General features: G+C 72.1%; 13 protein-coding genes. 3 read left to right on the forward strand and 10 right to left on the reverse strand.

Annotation, left to right across the window (positions count from 1 at the left end; all coding sequences use genetic code 11):
• Nucleotides 1-259 precede the first annotated feature (259 nt).
• The 4 genes from ACYVHQ_RS13350 to ACYVHQ_RS13365 form a co-directional block, all read right to left on the reverse strand.
• Nucleotides 260-2,149: a glycoside hydrolase family 35 protein gene (locus tag ACYVHQ_RS13350; RefSeq protein WP_460513834.1), complete on the reverse strand. Its 1,890-nt coding sequence runs from the start codon at nucleotides 2,147-2,149 to the stop codon at nucleotides 260-262.
• A 73-nt stretch (nucleotides 2,150-2,222) separates the two neighbouring features.
• Complete coding sequence (locus ACYVHQ_RS13355) at nucleotides 2,223-3,578, reverse strand: ABC transporter substrate-binding protein (RefSeq protein ID WP_460513836.1); 1,356 nt, start codon at nucleotides 3,576-3,578, stop codon at nucleotides 2,223-2,225.
• Nucleotides 3,579-3,634: 56 nt separating this feature from the next.
• The gene (locus tag ACYVHQ_RS13360; RefSeq protein ID WP_460513838.1) at nucleotides 3,635-4,582 is read right to left on the reverse strand and encodes a carbohydrate ABC transporter permease; all 948 of its coding nucleotides are present in this window, start codon (nucleotides 4,580-4,582) and stop codon (nucleotides 3,635-3,637) included.
• Nucleotides 4,583-5,527 (reverse strand): carbohydrate ABC transporter permease, encoded by a 945-nt coding sequence (locus ACYVHQ_RS13365; RefSeq protein WP_460513840.1) that lies wholly within the window; start codon nucleotides 5,525-5,527, stop codon nucleotides 4,583-4,585.
• Nucleotides 5,528-5,600: 73 nt separating this feature from the next.
• Here ACYVHQ_RS13365 and ACYVHQ_RS13370 point away from each other — a divergent pair, with 73 nt between their 5' ends.
• On the forward strand, nucleotides 5,601-6,653 hold the full coding sequence (locus tag ACYVHQ_RS13370; protein ID WP_460513842.1) for a LacI family DNA-binding transcriptional regulator: 1,053 nt from the start codon (nucleotides 5,601-5,603) through the stop codon (nucleotides 6,651-6,653).
• A 95-nt stretch (nucleotides 6,654-6,748) separates the two neighbouring features.
• Here the strand turns inward: ACYVHQ_RS13370 and ACYVHQ_RS13375 are convergent, their stop codons facing one another.
• Together ACYVHQ_RS13375 and ACYVHQ_RS13380 are read right to left on the reverse strand one after the other, a co-directional pair.
• Nucleotides 6,749-8,017, reverse strand: coding sequence for a kynureninase (locus ACYVHQ_RS13375; RefSeq protein ID WP_460513844.1), 1,269 nt, complete (start codon nucleotides 8,015-8,017; stop codon nucleotides 6,749-6,751).
• Nucleotides 8,014-9,165: a hydrolase gene (locus ACYVHQ_RS13380; protein WP_460513846.1), complete on the reverse strand. Its 1,152-nt coding sequence runs from the start codon at nucleotides 9,163-9,165 to the stop codon at nucleotides 8,014-8,016. The genes ACYVHQ_RS13375 and ACYVHQ_RS13380 overlap by 4 nt, the downstream gene beginning before the upstream one ends.
• A gap of 85 nt (nucleotides 9,166-9,250) precedes the next feature.
• Between ACYVHQ_RS13380 and msuE the strand changes: the two genes are divergently transcribed.
• Nucleotides 9,251-9,934 (forward strand): FMN reductase, encoded by a 684-nt coding sequence (msuE, locus tag ACYVHQ_RS13385; RefSeq protein ID WP_460513848.1) that lies wholly within the window; start codon nucleotides 9,251-9,253, stop codon nucleotides 9,932-9,934.
• A 66-nt stretch (nucleotides 9,935-10,000) separates the two neighbouring features.
• Nucleotides 10,001-10,441, forward strand: coding sequence for a hypothetical protein (locus tag ACYVHQ_RS13390; protein ID WP_460513850.1), 441 nt, complete (start codon nucleotides 10,001-10,003; stop codon nucleotides 10,439-10,441).
• 55 nt (nucleotides 10,442-10,496) lie between these two features.
• On the opposite strand, the gene arfA is transcribed toward ACYVHQ_RS13390, so the two are convergent.
• From arfA to ACYVHQ_RS13410, 4 genes are all read right to left on the reverse strand, one after another.
• Nucleotides 10,497-12,032, reverse strand: a complete 1,536-nt coding sequence (arfA, locus tag ACYVHQ_RS13395; RefSeq protein ID WP_460513852.1) for an arabinosylfuranosidase ArfA — start codon at nucleotides 12,030-12,032, stop codon at nucleotides 10,497-10,499.
• 65 nt (nucleotides 12,033-12,097) lie between these two features.
• Nucleotides 12,098-13,009, reverse strand: a complete 912-nt coding sequence (locus ACYVHQ_RS13400; protein ID WP_460513854.1) for a carbohydrate ABC transporter permease — start codon at nucleotides 13,007-13,009, stop codon at nucleotides 12,098-12,100.
• Nucleotides 13,006-13,986, reverse strand: a complete 981-nt coding sequence (locus ACYVHQ_RS13405) for a carbohydrate ABC transporter permease (RefSeq protein ID WP_460513856.1) — start codon at nucleotides 13,984-13,986, stop codon at nucleotides 13,006-13,008. The genes ACYVHQ_RS13400 and ACYVHQ_RS13405 overlap by 4 nt, the downstream gene beginning before the upstream one ends.
• A gap of 106 nt (nucleotides 13,987-14,092) precedes the next feature.
• A complete protein-coding gene (locus ACYVHQ_RS13410) occupies nucleotides 14,093-15,448 on the reverse strand; it encodes an extracellular solute-binding protein (protein WP_460513857.1) in 1,356 nt (451 codons plus the stop codon).
• Between the last annotated feature and the right edge of the window lie 17 nt (nucleotides 15,449-15,465).

Below are 15,465 nucleotides of genomic sequence, written 5' to 3' on the forward strand. Positions count from 1 at the left end.
CATGTAGAAGGAGAATATCGGTACCGGTCTGTGGGTGCAAGAGGGAAGCGCCGCGATCTTCGGCCGTGCGTTCGCGCCTCGCGACGGCCGCCGCACGCCAGGCTGGCTGCCAGGCCTTCCCCGCGGCCGGGCAGGGCCAGGCCCCGCGCGGGGATCGACCGCGAGGAACACGCCGGCACCTCAGCTCGAGAGCTGGGGTGCCGGCGTGTTCGTGACGTGCAGGTGCCATGCGGGCGCTGCCCGCGCGCGGTGGTCCGGCTCAGGCCTCGGTGTGCCCGAGGTCCGGCTCGGCGACGAAGTGCACCACGGGAGCGGCCGCGGTGCCCGTCTCGAGGACGACGACGTCGTTGGCACCCGGCCGCAGCTGCTCGCCGGGCACGTACAGCGTGTGCTGAGGGCCGCGGGTCCAGTAGCGGCCGAGGCAGAAGCCGTTCACCCACGCGACGCCCTTGCCCCACGAGCGCGTGTCGAGGTAGCGGTCGCCCGGCCCGTCGACGTGCACCGTCGCGTGCGCGAGCACGGGGCCGACGAGCGTCGTCACCGGGGCGGGCGCGAGGTCCGACCAGGCCCCGGCCGCCTCGGGGTCCGCCGCCGCCCGCCGGTGCAGGTCGCCGGTCCCCGCGGCCAGCGCGCTGACGTGCCCGACGAGTCGCCCGAGGCCTTCGAGGTCGAGCACGCGCGAGGCCCAGCCCGTGAGCTCCGCGCCGTCGAGCAGGGCCGGGCCGATCAGCCCCTTCGCCTCGCCGATGTGCACGCCGTAGTTGACGCGCCCCTGGTCCTCGACGAGCACCTCGAGGCTGCGCCCGGGCGGCACCGCGAGCGCGCGTTCGTGCTGGTCGCGCTGCAGCACGCCCACGCGGACGCCGTCGACCGAGACGATCGCGCGGTCGCGCACGCCCGCGAACGACAGCACGCGCGGCTCGTCGCGGGTGGGCAGGTCGACGCGGTGCAGCGTGAAGCCGCGGTAGGTCCCGAGCGCGTCCATCGTGGGGACGCCCTCGGTGCGCACCCAGTCGTCGCCGAGGGAGGCCGTGGCCGTGTCGGGGTCGTGCCCCAGCAGCCCCGCGAGCGGGACGGCCAGGTCGAACGACGTGACGGACGTCGGGGCGGCGCGTCGGGCCTCCGGCACCTCGTCGGGCACGGGCGCGTAGCGGGCGATGACCTCGCGGAACGCGAAGAACTTCTCGGTCGGGGACCCGGCCTCGTCGAGCGGGGCGTCGTAGTCGTACGAGGTCACGTGCGAGTGGTACGTGCCCTTGTGGTTGGCGCCGTTGGTGAGGCCGAAGTTCGTGCCGCCGTGGAACATGTAGAGGTTGACCGACGCTCCGGCGGCGAGCAGCGCGTCGAGCTCCGCGGCCGCCTCGGCGACGGGCGTCGTGTGGTGGTGCTCGCCCCAGTGGTCGAACCAGCCGTTCCAGAACTCCGAGCACATGAGGGGCCCGGTGGGCTGGTGCCGGCGCAGGGTCGCGAGCCGCTCGTCGGCGCGCGAGCCGAAGCTGCCCGTGCGGTGCAGCTCGGGCAGGCTGCCCCGGGCGAGCATCTCGTCGGTGGGCTGGTCGACGGTCGTGAGGGGCACGGTGATGCCGGAGGCGCGGGTGAGGTCGACGAGGTGCCGCAGGTAGTCGGCGTCGTCACCGTAGGCGCCGTACTCGTTCTCGATCTGGACGAGCACGACGGGGCCGCCCTCGTCGACCTGCCGGGGAACGACGATCTCGTAGACGCGACTGAGGTACTCGTCGACGGCGGCCAGGTAACCGGGCTCGCTGCGCCGCACGCCCACCGAGGGGTCGTCGAAGAGCCAACCGGGCAGGCCGCCGCCGTCCCACTCCGCGCAGATGTAGGGCCCGGGGCGCACGATCGCGTGCATGCCCTCGGCGGCCACGAGGTCGAGGAACCGCCCGAGGTCGAGTCCCGCGCTCGTGTCGAACTCGCCGCGCCGCGGCGCGTGCGCGTTCCAGGCGACGTAGGTCTCGATCGTGTTGAGGCCCATCAGCCGGGCCTTGTGGATCCGGTCGGCCCACTGGTCGGGGTGCACGCGGAAGTAGTGCAGGGCGCCGGCGAGCACGCGGTGCGGTGCGTCGTCGAGGAGGAAGGCGTCGTCGCCGATCGCGAAGCGGGTGCTGGTGGCTGCGGTGCTGCGGGGGGTCATGGTGTCCTCGGGGTGGCAGGGGAACGGGGAGGCGCGACCGGGGTCGCGCCTCCCCGTGGGGCGTGGCGGGGAGCTACTTCACCTCGACGGAGAAGCCCTGCTGCTCGCCGTAGGCGGCACTGGCCTCGCCCCAGGCCTCGAGGACCGGGTCGAGCGAGGTGCCGTTCGTGTAGGCGCTCGAGGCGCTGTCGCTGAAGATGCTGTTCGCGTACACCTGGAAGGGCAGGTACTGCCAGTCGGGGAGCACGTTCGTGGCGGCGTCGGCGAGGACCTCGTTGATCTTCTGGCCGCCGAAGTACTCGGGGGCCTCGGCGAGGAACTCCTCGTCCTCCAGGTCGGCCGTCGTCGACGGGAAGCCGCCGGCGTCGAACGAGATCTGGCGGCCCTCCTCCTCGGCGGTGGCGAACTTGGTGAAGGCGGCGGCGACGAGCTTGTTCGACGACTGCTGCATGACGGCGATGGACGAGCCGCCGTTCTCGGCGGTGGCGGTGTCGCCCTCCTCGTACTGCGGCATGGGGGCGACGCGCCACTGCCCGGAGCCGGCGGCGGCCTGGGCGGTGAGGTTGCCGGGCATCCACGCGCCGGTCAGCATGGTGGCGATCGAGCCGTCGCCCAGGGCGCGGAACCACTCGTCGGTCCACCCGGGGGTCTGGGCGAGCGAGCCGTTCTCGACGAGCGTGTTCCAGGTGGAGGTCCAGCGCTTCGCGCCCTCGTCCTGGAGGTCGATGGTGACGTTCTCGCCGTCGACCTCGTAGGGGTGGCCGCCGGCCTGCCAGATCATGCTCGTCGCGAAGCCGGCGTCGCCGGTGTCGCCGGCGATGAACTGCTCGGGGTCGGCGCTGTGCATGGTCTCGGCGGCCGCGACGTACTCGTCCCACGTGGTGGGCACCTCGAGGTCGTACTTGTCGAAGACGTCCTGGCGGTAGAACATCGCCATGGGGCCGGAGTCCTGGGGCAGCGCGTAGACGGCGTCGTCCTCGGTGACGGCGTTCCACGTCGAGGCGGTGAAGTCCTCCTCGAGGTCGCCGTAGCCGAAGCCGCTGAGGTCGGCGAGCGACTCGCCGAGGGTGAACTGGGGGATCGCGAAGTACTCGACCTGGGCGACGTCGGGGGCGCCCTTGCCGGCCTTGATGGCGTTCTGCAGCTTCGTGTACTGGTCGGCGCCGGTGCCGACGTTCTGCACGTCGACCGTGACGTTCGGGTACTTCTCCTCGAAGGCCTCGGCGATGGGCTCGACGGCCGGGGCCCAGGCCCAGACGGTGAGCGTCGAGTCCTCCTGCAGGGCGGCCTCGATCTCGTCGGCCGAGGCGCTGTCGGCGCCCGTGCCGCCGGACGAGCCGGAGGAGCAGGCGGCGAGGGAGCCGACCAGGACGAGGCCGACGCCGAAGGCGGCGGCGCGCTTCGCGGCGCGGGGGAGGGAACGGTTCATGGTGGTGCCTTTCACTTCGTCGTGACGGAGGGTGGTGCGGGGGAGGGGAACGGGGGTCAGGCCTTGACACCGCCGGCGGTGAGGCCGGACTGCCAGTACTTCTGGAGGAAGAGGAACGCGACCACGATCGGGATGATCGTGAGGAACGAGCCGGTGATGACGAGGTTGTAGATGGGCTCGCCGCCGACGGTCGTCGACTGCGCGTTCCACTGGTTGAGGCCGACGGTGAGCGGGTACCAGGTGGAGTCGCTCAGCATGATGAGGGGCAGGAAGTAGTTGTTCCACGTCGCCACCATGGTGAACAGCAGCACGGTGATGAGCCCGGGGCTCAGCAGGCGCAGGCTGATGGTGAAGAAGGTCCGGAGCTCGCTGGCGCCGTCCATCCGGGCTGCCTCGAGGATCTCGGTGGGCACCGAGTCGATCGCGTAGGTCCAGATGAGGTACAGCCCGAAGGGGCTGATGAGCGAGGGCAGGATGATCGCCCAGGGCGTGTTCGTCAGGCCCATCTGGCTGAACATGAGGAACGTCGGCACGGCGAGGGCGGTGCCCGGGATCGCCACGGCGCCCAGGACGACCGCGAAGACGGCCTTCTTGCCCGGGAAGTCGAACTTGGCGAGGCCGTAGCCGGCCAGCGTGGCCAGGAGGGTCGCGCCTCCTGCCCCGACGACGACGTAGAGCAGGGTGTTGCCGAACCAGCGGACGAACTCGCCGTTGCCGTAGGTGAAGACCTGCCCGATGTTCTGGAACAGCACGAAGTCGCCGCTGAACCACAGGCCGAACGAGTCGAACAGCGCCTCCTGCGTCTTGGTCGAGTTGATGAGCAGCCAGGCCAGCGGGAGGATCGAGTAGATCAGCAGCACGGCCATGACGACCGTGAGCAGGGTGCTGCGCTTCTCGCGGGGCGAGCCGGCGCTGCGGCGACGAGCGGGGTCCTTGGGGGCTCGGCGGCGCGCGGGGGTGGCCTCGTCGGGCGACGCCACGGGGGATCCGGTGAGGGTCGACATCTACTTGTCCTTCCGGTTGCCGCTGAGCTGGACCACGTAGGCGACGATCATGGTCACGAGGCCCATGAGGATCGCGATCGCGGCGGAGTAGTTGTACTGCTGACCGGCGAACGACAGGTTGTAGGCGTACATGTTCGGCGTGAAGTACGAGTTGATGGCGTTGGGGGCGAGCGTCTGCAGGATGTTCGGCTCGTTGAAGAGCTGGAAGCTGCCGATGACGGAGAAGATCCCGGCGATGACCAGTGCTCCGCGGATGGCGGGCAGCTTGATGTCCTTGATGATGCGGAACTGGCCGGCGCCGTCGAGCTCGGCCGCCTCGTAGAGGTCGGGCGACACGACGCGGAGGGCGGCGTAGAAGATCAGCATGTTGTAGCCGACGAACTCCCACGTGACGATGTTGCCGATGGCCAGCAGCACCCAGCTCTGGGAGAGCGGGTCGGGCAGGTCGATGCCGAAGGCCTGGTCCGCGTTGCCGACGAGGCCGAAGCGCTTGCCGTAGATGAAGCCCCACATGAGCGCGGCCACGACGGCCGGCACCGCGTAGGGCAGGAAGATCGAAATGCGGAACAGCGACGAGGCGCGCAGGCGGGCGGAGTCGAGCGCGAGGGCCGCGGCGAGCGCGATGACGAGCATGATCGGCACCTGCACGACCAGGAAGAGCGAGACGCGGCGCAGCGAGTCCCAGAACTGGCCGTCGCCGAGGGCACGGGCGTAGTTGTCGAACCCGACGAAGGCGTTGCCGCCGATCAGGCGCTCCTCGAACACGCTGAGGTAGATCGAGTAGACGACCGGGGCGACGAGCACGACGAGGAACACCGCGAGGAACGGGAGCACGAAGCCCCAGCCGGTCCAGCGGCGACGGTCGCGGCGCACGGGGGCCGCCTCGGGTCGCCGTGCCCGGCCGGTGTCGCCGGGCCTGGCGGCGGTTGTCGACGTCGTCGTCATGTCCATCCACTTCGTCGGGGGGAGCTCGCGTCACCGTTAGGTGTTTGCGCAAACATCTGGGATGCTCGCAACCATGACACCTTCGTCGTCGATCGTCAAGTCGGTCCCCGCCCGGTCGTCCCGTCAGCGCACGGTGTCGATGGCCGACGTCGCCGCGAGGGCAGGGGTCTCGGCCCAGACCGTCTCCCGGGTCTCGAACGGCGCGCCCAACGTCGAGGCCGGCACCCGGCAGCGGGTGCTCGACGCGATGGGCGAGCTCGGCTACCGGCCGAACAGCGCCGCGCGGGCGCTGAAGGCCGGTCGCTTCCGCAGCATCGGCGTCATCATGTTCACGCTGTCGACGCTGGGCAACATGCGCACGCTCGACGCGATCGTCACCGCCGCCTCGGGGGCGGGCTACACGATCACGCTCATGCCGGTGCGGCACCCCACCGAGGGAGAGGTCGCGGGTGCCTTCAGCCGCCTGCAGGAGGAGGCGGTCGACGGCGTCGTCATCATCATCGAGGCCCACATGCTCGACCGGGCCGACGTGATCATCCCGGTCGGCCTGCCGGTCGTCATCATCGACTCCGACGCGGGCGACCCCTACGTCGTCGTCGACACCGACCAGGAGCAGGGCACACGCCTGGCCACGCAGCACCTGCTCGACCTCGGCCACACCCGCGTCGTGCACGTCGCGGGGCCCGACACGTCGTACTCGGCCACGCGGCGTGCGACGGCGTGGCTCGAGACGATGCGGGACGCGGGCCTCGACCCCGAGCCGCCGGTGAAGGGGGACTGGACCACCGCCTCCGGCCACCGGATCGGCCTGCAGCTGGGCCGACGCGACGACGTCACGGCGATCGTCGCGGCCAACGACCAGATGGCCCTCGGCGTCATGCACGCCCTGCACGAGCTCGGGCGGCGGATCCCCGAGGACGTCAGCGTCGTCGGCTTCGACGACACCGAGGAGTCGGGATCGTTCTGGCCGCCGTTGACCACCGTGCACCAGAACTTCGGCGAGATCGGCAAGCGCTCGATGGAGGTGCTGCTCGCGATGCTCGACGGCCGCGAGCCCGCCGTCGACCGCATCGTGCCGACGCACCTCGTCGTGCGCCGCAGCGCGGGGGCGCCCCGCCGCAGCTGACGGGCGGCGGCACCGCCCGGCGGCTCACGAGGCGCGGGCACCGCCGGACCGGCCCAGGAGGCGCGGGTCGCGCCGTCCGGGTCAGGAGGCCCCGCTCAGGCAGCCGGGTCGAGCAGCGCCCGGCGGATCGCCAGCACCCCGGTCCGCACCTCGGCGAAGGTCGTGCTCAGCGGCGACAGGCCGATGCGCAGCCCGTCGGGGTCGCGGAAGTCGGGGACGACGCCCTCGCGCCACAGGCGCTCGACGACCTCGCGCATCCTGCCGTGCCGGACCGTGACGTGGCTGCCGCGTGCGCCGGGGTCGCGGGGGGAGCCGACGACGACGCCGAGCGGCACGAGCCAGGCGTCGACCAGGTCGAGCGCGTACCCGGTGAGGGCGACCGACTTCGCGCGCACGGCCTCGAGGCCGGCCTCGTCGAGCAGGTCGAGCATCGCCTGCACCGGCAGCATGCCGACGACGGGCGGCGTGCCGCTGATGAAGCGGCGGATGCCCGCCGCGGGTTCGTACCGGTCGGCCATCGCGAACACGTCGGCGGCGCCCATCCAGCCCTGGACGGGAGGGGCGAGGCGCTCGAGCAGGTCCGCCCGGGCGTAGAGGAACGCGGGGGCGCCCGGGCCGCCGTTGAGGTACTTGTAGCTGCACCCGACGGCGAGGTCGACGCCCCACGCGTCGAGCTCCGTCGGCACGACGCCCACGGAGTGGCAGAGGTCGGCGACGAGCAGCCCGCCCGCGTCGTGCACCACGCGGGCGATGCCCTCGAGGTCGGCGAGGTGCCCGGACCGGTACGACACGTGGTTCACGAGGACCACGGCGGTCGCCGGGCCGACGACCGCGGCGACGAGCTCCGGCGTCACGCCCGCGTCGGGGTCGACCGAGATCCAGCGGACGGTCGCGCCACGCTCGGCGGCGATGCCCTCGACGACGAAGCGGTCGGTGGGGAACTGGTCGTCGTCGAGCACGAGCTCGGTGCGGCCGGGGCGCGCGTCGAGCGCGGCCCGGATCGCCTTGTAGAGCAGCACGGTCGTCGAGTCGGCGACGACCGTCCGACCGGGCGCGGCACCGAGCGCGATGCGGCCGATCCGGTCGCCGATCTCGGTCGGCTGGGCCATCCAGCGCTCGTCCCAGCTGCGGATGAGGCGGGTGCCCCAGTCCTGGCGCAGGAACGCGTCGACGCGGTCCGGCAGGTCGGCGACCGGTCGGCCGAGGGAGTTGCCGTCGAGGTACGCCACCACGTCGCCCATCGGCAGGAACCGCTCGACGAAGGGCGCGAGCGGGTCGGCCGCGTCGAGCGGACCCGCGGGCAGGTCGCCCGGGTCGGCGGTGGCGTGCGCGTCGGGCGTGCGGGGGTGCTGCGGGGCGGTCACGGTGCCTCCTGGGGTCGGTCGCTCGTCGGGTGCGGGGCGGGTGGTCCCGCGAGTGCCGCGAGCTCGTCGGCGGTCACGGCGCGCGCCGAGGCGAGCCAGGCGGCGCGCTCGTCGGGGGAGCCGGAGGCCCCTGGTGCGCTCGGGATCCAGGTGACGCGCCGGTCGGGCAGTCGCAGCGTGGTCGCGTCGGCCTCGTCGAGAGCGGCCGTGGGGGCCGCGGGCGCACCACCGTGCACGGCGTCGGGCGCAAGGGCTCCCAGCAGGGCGGCGAGGCCGAGGCCGGCGCTGCCGAGCGCCCGCAGCTCCCGCTCGGAGACGCCGACCCGCTGGTCGCCGTTGCCGAGGTCGGTGCCGTAGAGCACGCGGCCGCCCGCCGCGCGGAAGCGGGCGACGTTGTCGAGGGCCGTCGCGTGGGTCGCGCCGTCGTGGATCGCGAGGGTGCTCACCCAGGTCGTGGCCGCGGCCAGCGCGGCGAGGAGGTCGTCGTCGAGCCGTTCGCTGAAGGGGGCGTGCGCGAACTGGTCGACGCCCGCGGCGAGGGCGCGGGCCGCCTGTCCGACGCCCTGCACGTGCGCGGTCACCGGCAGGCCGACGTCGTGCGCGGCGTCGACGACCGCGCGCAGGGCGGCGTCGTCGAGCACCGGCCCCACGTCGGCGTTCAGGGTGAGCTTGACGATCGTGGCGCCGAGGTCCCGCATCCGCTGCACGAGCGTGCGCGCACGGCGGGCCCGGCCGGAGGCGGTGAGCCCGCGCACGGCGAGCGTCGCCCGGGCGGGGGCCCAGGAGGCGCGGGCCGGGTACCCGCCGGGCGCGGCCAGCAGGCCCCCGGCGATGCGGACCTCCGGCCCGTCGTCGGTGGGCGTGAGCCACGTCGCGGCGACGGCCGGGTCCCAGCCGAGGTCGACGACCCTGCTGATGCCGCCGGCGGGCAGCTGCGCGGCGTCGACGAGGCCGAGGTGCACGTGCGAGTCGGTGAACGGCGCGAGCACCGTGCCCGGCAGGTGGGGCAGGAGGTGCGCCACGGCCCCGCGCGCCTCCTCGCGCCCGGCGGGCGCCACCCCGTGCGCGTCGAGCCGCAGGACCGTGCGACCGGCCCAGCGCCCCGACCACAGGTGGTCCACCGTGACGAGGCGCGGCGGGGAGGTCATGCTCCGACCCTAGGCGAGCGGGGACGGACCGTCGCACGGCGTCACACGCCGGGGGTCGCGGCGGCCGGGGGTGCAGCATGGACGGGTGAGCCCAGACCAGCACCGGACCGAGGCCCGACCCCTCCGCGTGGTCGCCGTCTCGGGCACCCTCAGCTCCCCGTCCAAGACCGACGCCCTCGTCGACGCGATCGTCGCGGCGCTCGCCGACGTGCTGCCCGTCGAGGTGCACGTCATCCGCGTCAGCGAGATCGGTCCCGCGTTCGCCGGTGCGCTCACGCGCGACCAGCTCGACGCGACGGTCGAGCGCGAGCTCGTCGCGATCGAGACCGCCGACCTGCTCATCGCGGCCTCGCCGGTCTACCGGGCGTCGTTCACGGGCCTGTTCAAGCACCTCTTCGACTTCGTCGAGCAGTACGCCCTCGTCGACGTGCCCGTGCTGCTGGCCGCGACCGGTGGCAGCGAGCGGCACGCGTTGATCCTCGAGCACTCGCTGCGGCCGCTGTTCGGCTTCTTCCAGGCGCTCACCCTGCCGCTCGGCGTCTACGCGCACTCGAGCGACTTCACCGAGGTCGGCGGCGCCAGCAAGTACGAGGTGACCGCACCGTTGCTCCAGGAGCGGATCCGCAACGCGATCGCGCGCGGTCTGCCGCTCATCCGGTCGAGCCGGGACGAGAAGGCCAGGATCGAGCGGTCCCTCGAGGGCGGGGCGGTCGAGCCGGTCCTGCCGCGCGGCCTCGAGCCGGCCGGCCCCGCGCGCCTCTACTCCTGACGGGACCAGGTCGCGTCCTCCTCACTGGGGACAGGGCGGGTCGTTCGTCCGGACTAGTCTGTTCGCGTGCATGGAGATCACGTCCCGGCTCCCGACCCGGCCCCCGAGCCCACCGAGGCCTCCCGGGGCGTCGACGCGGCCCGCGGGGAGCTCCGCGACCTCGAGGCCCAGCGCGTGCTCGGCCTGCTCGCCGTGGGCGGGCTGCCGGCGCGTGCCCGCCAGTGGGTCGTCGACGGCCTCGACCACGAGAGCGTCGCGGCCCTCGCCGCCGCAGGTGCCGAGATCGACCCCGTCCGCTCGCGACTGCTCCGCGAGGCCGCCGACGCGCTCGGCCTCGCCTTCGAGCGACCCCGCGACGCCCGTGAGCACCACGCGCAGGCCGTCATCCGGTCCATGACCGCCACGAGTGCCGCGAGCGCCGCGCTCGCCTTCTCGAACGGCGTCACGGACGCCTTCGAGGAGAGCGCGCGACAGCGCCTCGGCCGGCTGTTCCCGCCCCGCAGCTGACGACCGACGGGCCGCCCTCGTGCGAGGACGGCCCGTCGGGTGGTGCGGCAGCGGCTCAGGCCTCGGTGACCTCGAGCTCGACGACGGCCCACGAGAGCGCGGGCAGCGTCAGGGTCGCGGTGCCGCCGTCGACGGCGACGCCGTCGAGCGGGACGAGCCCGACCGTGTCCTGCGCCTCGACGGTGTTCGACGAGAAGCGGTCTCCGCCGTCGGGGACGGTGAGCACCTCCGCACGCGTCACGCCGCCGACGGTGAAGCCGCGCAGGCCGATCTCGACGTCCGCGGCCTCGTCGAGGCCCCGGTTCGCGACGAAGAAGGCCACGCGCCCGCGCTCGGCGTCGTAGGTGGCGCTCACGTCGACGAGGTCGGCCTCGCCGTACTTGGCGGTCTCGACGGTGTCGCTGCTGACGAGCGTGCGCAGGATCCGGCCCTTCGCGAGCTCGGCGGTCCGGGCGAACGGCCAGAAGATGCTCTGGCGCCAGGCCGGGCCGTCCTCCTCGCTCCGGATCGGCGCGATGACGTTCACCAGCTGCGCCTGGTTGGCGATCTTCACCCGATCGCCGTGGCGCAGCAGCGAGTTGAGGAACGTGCCGACGACGACCGCGTCGGTGACGTTGTACTCGTCCTCGATGACGCGGGGGTGCTCGACCCAGTCCTTCGACACGTTGTGGGGCTGGTCGTCGGTGTCGAGGCCCGTCTGGTACCAGACGTTCCACTCGTCGAACGAGATGTGCACCTGCTTCTCGTGCTTGCCGGCGGCCTTGACGGCGTCGATCGTCGCCACGACCTCCTCGATGAAGCGGTCCATGTCGACCGCCGTCGCGAGGAAGCTCGTCGCGTCTCCGTCGTGCTCCTGGTAGTAGGCGTGCATCGAGATGTAGTCGACGTCGTCGTAGGCGTGCGTGAGCACCTCGTGCTCCCAGGCCCCGAAGGTGGGCATGGCACGGTTCGAGCTGCCCACGGCGACCACCTCGATGCTGGGGTCGACGAACTTCATCGCCTTCGCCGCCTCCTGCGCGAGCCGACCGTACTCGGCGGCCGTCTTGTGACCGATCTGCCACGGACCGTCGAGCTCGTTGCCGAGGCACCAGAGCTTGATGCCGAACGGCTCGGCGGCCCCGTTGGCGACGCGACGGTCGCTGAGAGCCGTGCCACCGGGGTGGTTGGCGTACTCGACGAGCTCTCGGGCGGCGTCGACGCCGCGGGTGCCGAGGTTGATGGCCTCCATCACCTCGACGCCGGCCTCCTTCGACCAGTCCATGAACTCGTGCAGGCCGAAGGCGTTGGTCTCGAGGCTGTGCCAGGCGCCGTCGAGGCGGCGGGGGCGGTCCTCGACCGGGCCGACGCCGTCCTCCCAGTTGTAGCCCGAGACGAAGTTGCCGCCGGGGTAGCGCACGACGGTGGCGCCGAGCTCCTTGGTGAGGGCCAGGACGTCGCGACGGAAGCCGCGCTCGTCGGCCTCGGGGTGGCCGGGCTCGTAGATGCCGGTGTAGACGCAGCGGCCCATGTGCTCGACGAACGAGCCGAACAGGCGGTGGGGGACCTCGCCGATCGTGAACTCGCGGTCGACGGTGATGCGGGCGGTGGACATGGATCTCCTCGGGAGTGGTGGGGCGGTCGTGCGGAGGTGCGGGCGGGGTCAGGAGGGGCGGGTCGTCACTGCCCCCCGAATCCGGTGGTCGAGATGCCCTTGATGATCTGCCGCTGGAAGAAGAGGAACACCAGGATCAGCGGGGCGGCGGCCAGCATCGCGGAGGCCATGTTCTGGGCGTACTGGATGCCGTAGGCGCTCTCGATGGTCTGCAGGCCGACGGGCAGGGTCAGCAGGGCGGCGTCGTTGGTGACGATGAACGGCCAGAGGAAGTTGTTCCACGCGCCGATGAACACGAAGATCGCGACGGCGCCGAGGATCGGGCGCGACAGCGGCAGCAGGATCTGGAAGAACACGCGGATGCGGCCGGCTCCGTCGACGCGCGCCGCGTCCTCGAGCTCGATGGGCACCTGGTCGAAGAACTTCTTCAGCACGAACACCATGGCGGGGACGATCGTCTGGGGCAGGATGATGCCCCAGTACGTGTCGACCATGTTGAAGGCGAGCATCTGGTAGAAGAGCGGCACGATGAGCACCTGCGGCGGCACGATGATCGAGGCGATCGTCGCGACGTAGAGCAGCTTCTTGCCACGGAAGTCGATGCGCGAGAAGGCGTACGCGGCGAGGGCGCTCGTGGCGACCACGAGGACCGTGATGACGGCCGACGTGAAGAGGCTGTTGAAGGCCCAGACGGGCACGTTGCCCTGCTCGAGCACGCTGCGGTAGGCCTGCAGCGTCCAGCCGTCGCGGGGCAGGAACGTCGCGGGCGTCGCCGCCGCGTCGGCCTCGGTCTTGAGGCTGGTGGCGAGCGACCAGAGGAACGGCACGAGCCAGAGCGCCGCGAGGACGACGAGCACGACGATGCTGGCGAGGCCGGCGACGCCGAAGCGCTTCTCCCCGGGCTTGTGGTCCCGTCGACCACGCTCGGCGGTCGGGGCGCGGAGGGCGCGGTCGGTGGTGGGGGCGGTGGCGGTCATGCCTGGACTCCCTTGCGGCGGTTGCGGGCCGTGACGGCGAACTGCGAGAGCGAGATGAGGACGATCACGGCGAAGAAGATGTACGAGATGGCCGAGGCGTACCCGAAGCGGTACCCGGTGAAGCCGCTCTCGAAGATGTAGAGCACGGTGGAGCGCGTCGTGCCCGCGGGCCCGCCGGTGGTCATCTGGTACACCTGGTCGAACAGCTTGAGCGAGGCGAGCACCTGCAGGATCAGGATGAGCCCGGTGGTCGGCCCCAGCTGCGGGATCGTGATCGACCAGAGCTTGCGCCACCGGCCGGCGCCGTCGAGCGACGCGGCCTCGTACTGCTGGTCGGGGATGTTCTGCAGGGCCGCCAGGTACAGCAGGAAGTTGAAGCCGATGGTCCACCACACCGTGGTGAGGGCGACGGCGACCATGGCGTACTGCGGGTCCTGCAGCCAGGCGGGGGCCGGCAGGCCGAGCCCGCTGAGGACGTTGTTGATCGGTCCGAGCGTGGGGCTGTAGAGCTGGATCCAGAACAGCGACACGACGGTCGAGGCCAGCAGGTACGGCAGGAAGAACGACAGCCGCCAGAGCCACTGGCCCGGCAGGCCGGTGTTGACGAGCAGCGCGAGGGCCAGGGCGAGCACGACGAGGGGGATCGTCGTGAGCACCGTGAACCACAGCGTGTTGAGCATCGACCGCCACATGGTGGCGTCGCCGAGCGCCTCGGCGTAGTTGGCGAAGCCGATGATCTCGCCGCCCGAGCCCGTGAGGCTCTGCCCCGTGAAGCTCAGGTAGAGCCCGTGCACCACGGGCCAGACGAGGAAGAGCACGAAGAGGATCGTGAACGGGGCCGCGAACGCCCAGCCGGCGCGGGTCTCGCGTCGGCCTCCCGGGCTGCGGCCGGGGCCGGTCCTCCCGCGGGTCACGTCGTCGGCGACGCGGGACCGCGTGGCGTCGGTGGCACGGGTCGAGACGGTGCTGGTGGTCATCGAACGACTCCTTCGTCGTCGGGGGAGGGGGCGGGCAGGAGGCCCGGGTGCGGGAGCGAGGACGAGCGCGCCGGGCGTCGCTCGAGGCGGTCGGACATCGTGCCGCTCACACCGGTGCCGGACGCGAGAGCTGCACGTTGACACGGTCGACGAAGGCGCGCAGCGCTCGTGCGGGGTCGCCCCCGGAGACGAGCACGCCCTGCACGGCGTCGAGGAAGTACGTCTGGAAGTCCGAGCCCGAGCCGGTGAACCAGGCCGGCGGGTCGTAGTTGAGGTCGTCCGCGGCGTCGGCGTAGTGCGACTGGGGGACCAGCTCGGCGTACTCGGGGCTGTCGACGATCGGCAGGTACGCGGGGATGTGCCCTGCGGCCGCCCACGACAGGGAGTTCTTGAGGATGTCGGCGACGAGCTCGTAGACGTCGCCGCGCGCCCCCTCGTCGACCGAGCTCTGGCGCGGCAGGACGAACGAGTGCGAGTCGGCGTAGACCGCGGGCGTGCCGTACAGGGTCGGGATCGTGGAACCGTCGAAGGGGATGCCGGCGTTCTGCGCCGAGGGCACCTCCCACACGCCGGTGAAGAGGAACCCGCTCTGCGAGCTGACGAACTCGGCGATGCCCGACTGGATGTCGCTGGCCCTGGCGATGACGGTGCCGTCGCAGAGCTGCTGCATGAACGACAGCGCCGTGACGGCGGCGTCCTCCTCCCACTGCACGGTGCCGCCCTCGGGCAGCTCCATGGTGGCGCCCTGCTGGCGGTAGAGCGTGTAGAAGAGCCGCCACAGCTGGGCGCCGTCGTTGAGGTAGCCCCACGATCCGCCGTGCTGGCCGGTGATGGCCTGCATGGCGCGCCCGGCCTCGAGGAACTGCTCGGGCGACGTGATCTCGGCCAGCTGGCCGTCGCTGGCGAGGAGGCCCGCCTTGTCGGCCACGTCGGTGTTGTACAGCATGATGAACGGGTGCGAGTCGAGGGCGACCGAGTACAGCTCGCCGCCGCTGAAGCCCTTCTTCCACACCGCCTCCGGGAAGTCCTGCTCTCGGATGCCGACGTCGGCGAGGCGCTGGACGTCCCAGGGGTCGAGCAGCCCGCCGGGCGCGTAGCCGGGGACGCGCGCCGCGTGCATGATCGCGACGTCGGGGGCGCGGCCTCCTGCCGAGGCCATGGCGAGCTTCGTGTAGTAGGGCGTGCCCCAGGCGAGCACGGTCTGGGTGGCCCGGAACTCGGGGTGGTCGGCGTTCGCCTGGTCGATGAGCGCCGACATCTTGATGCCGTCGCCACCGCTGAGCAGGTGCCAGAACGACAGGTCGCGGACGGCCTGGCCCGAGGCGGTGGTGGCGCCGGTGGCGCACCCGGCGAGCGAGGTGGTGAGGAACGCGCCGCCGAGCGCGGCGGCCGAACCGAGCAGCAGCCCGCGGCGACTGACTCCACGGCCGGAGGGCGGCGGGGTCGGGGTGATCGGGGTCATGTTCACTCCTTCGTGAC

The sequence above is a fragment of the Frigoribacterium salinisoli genome (assembly GCF_054781095.1).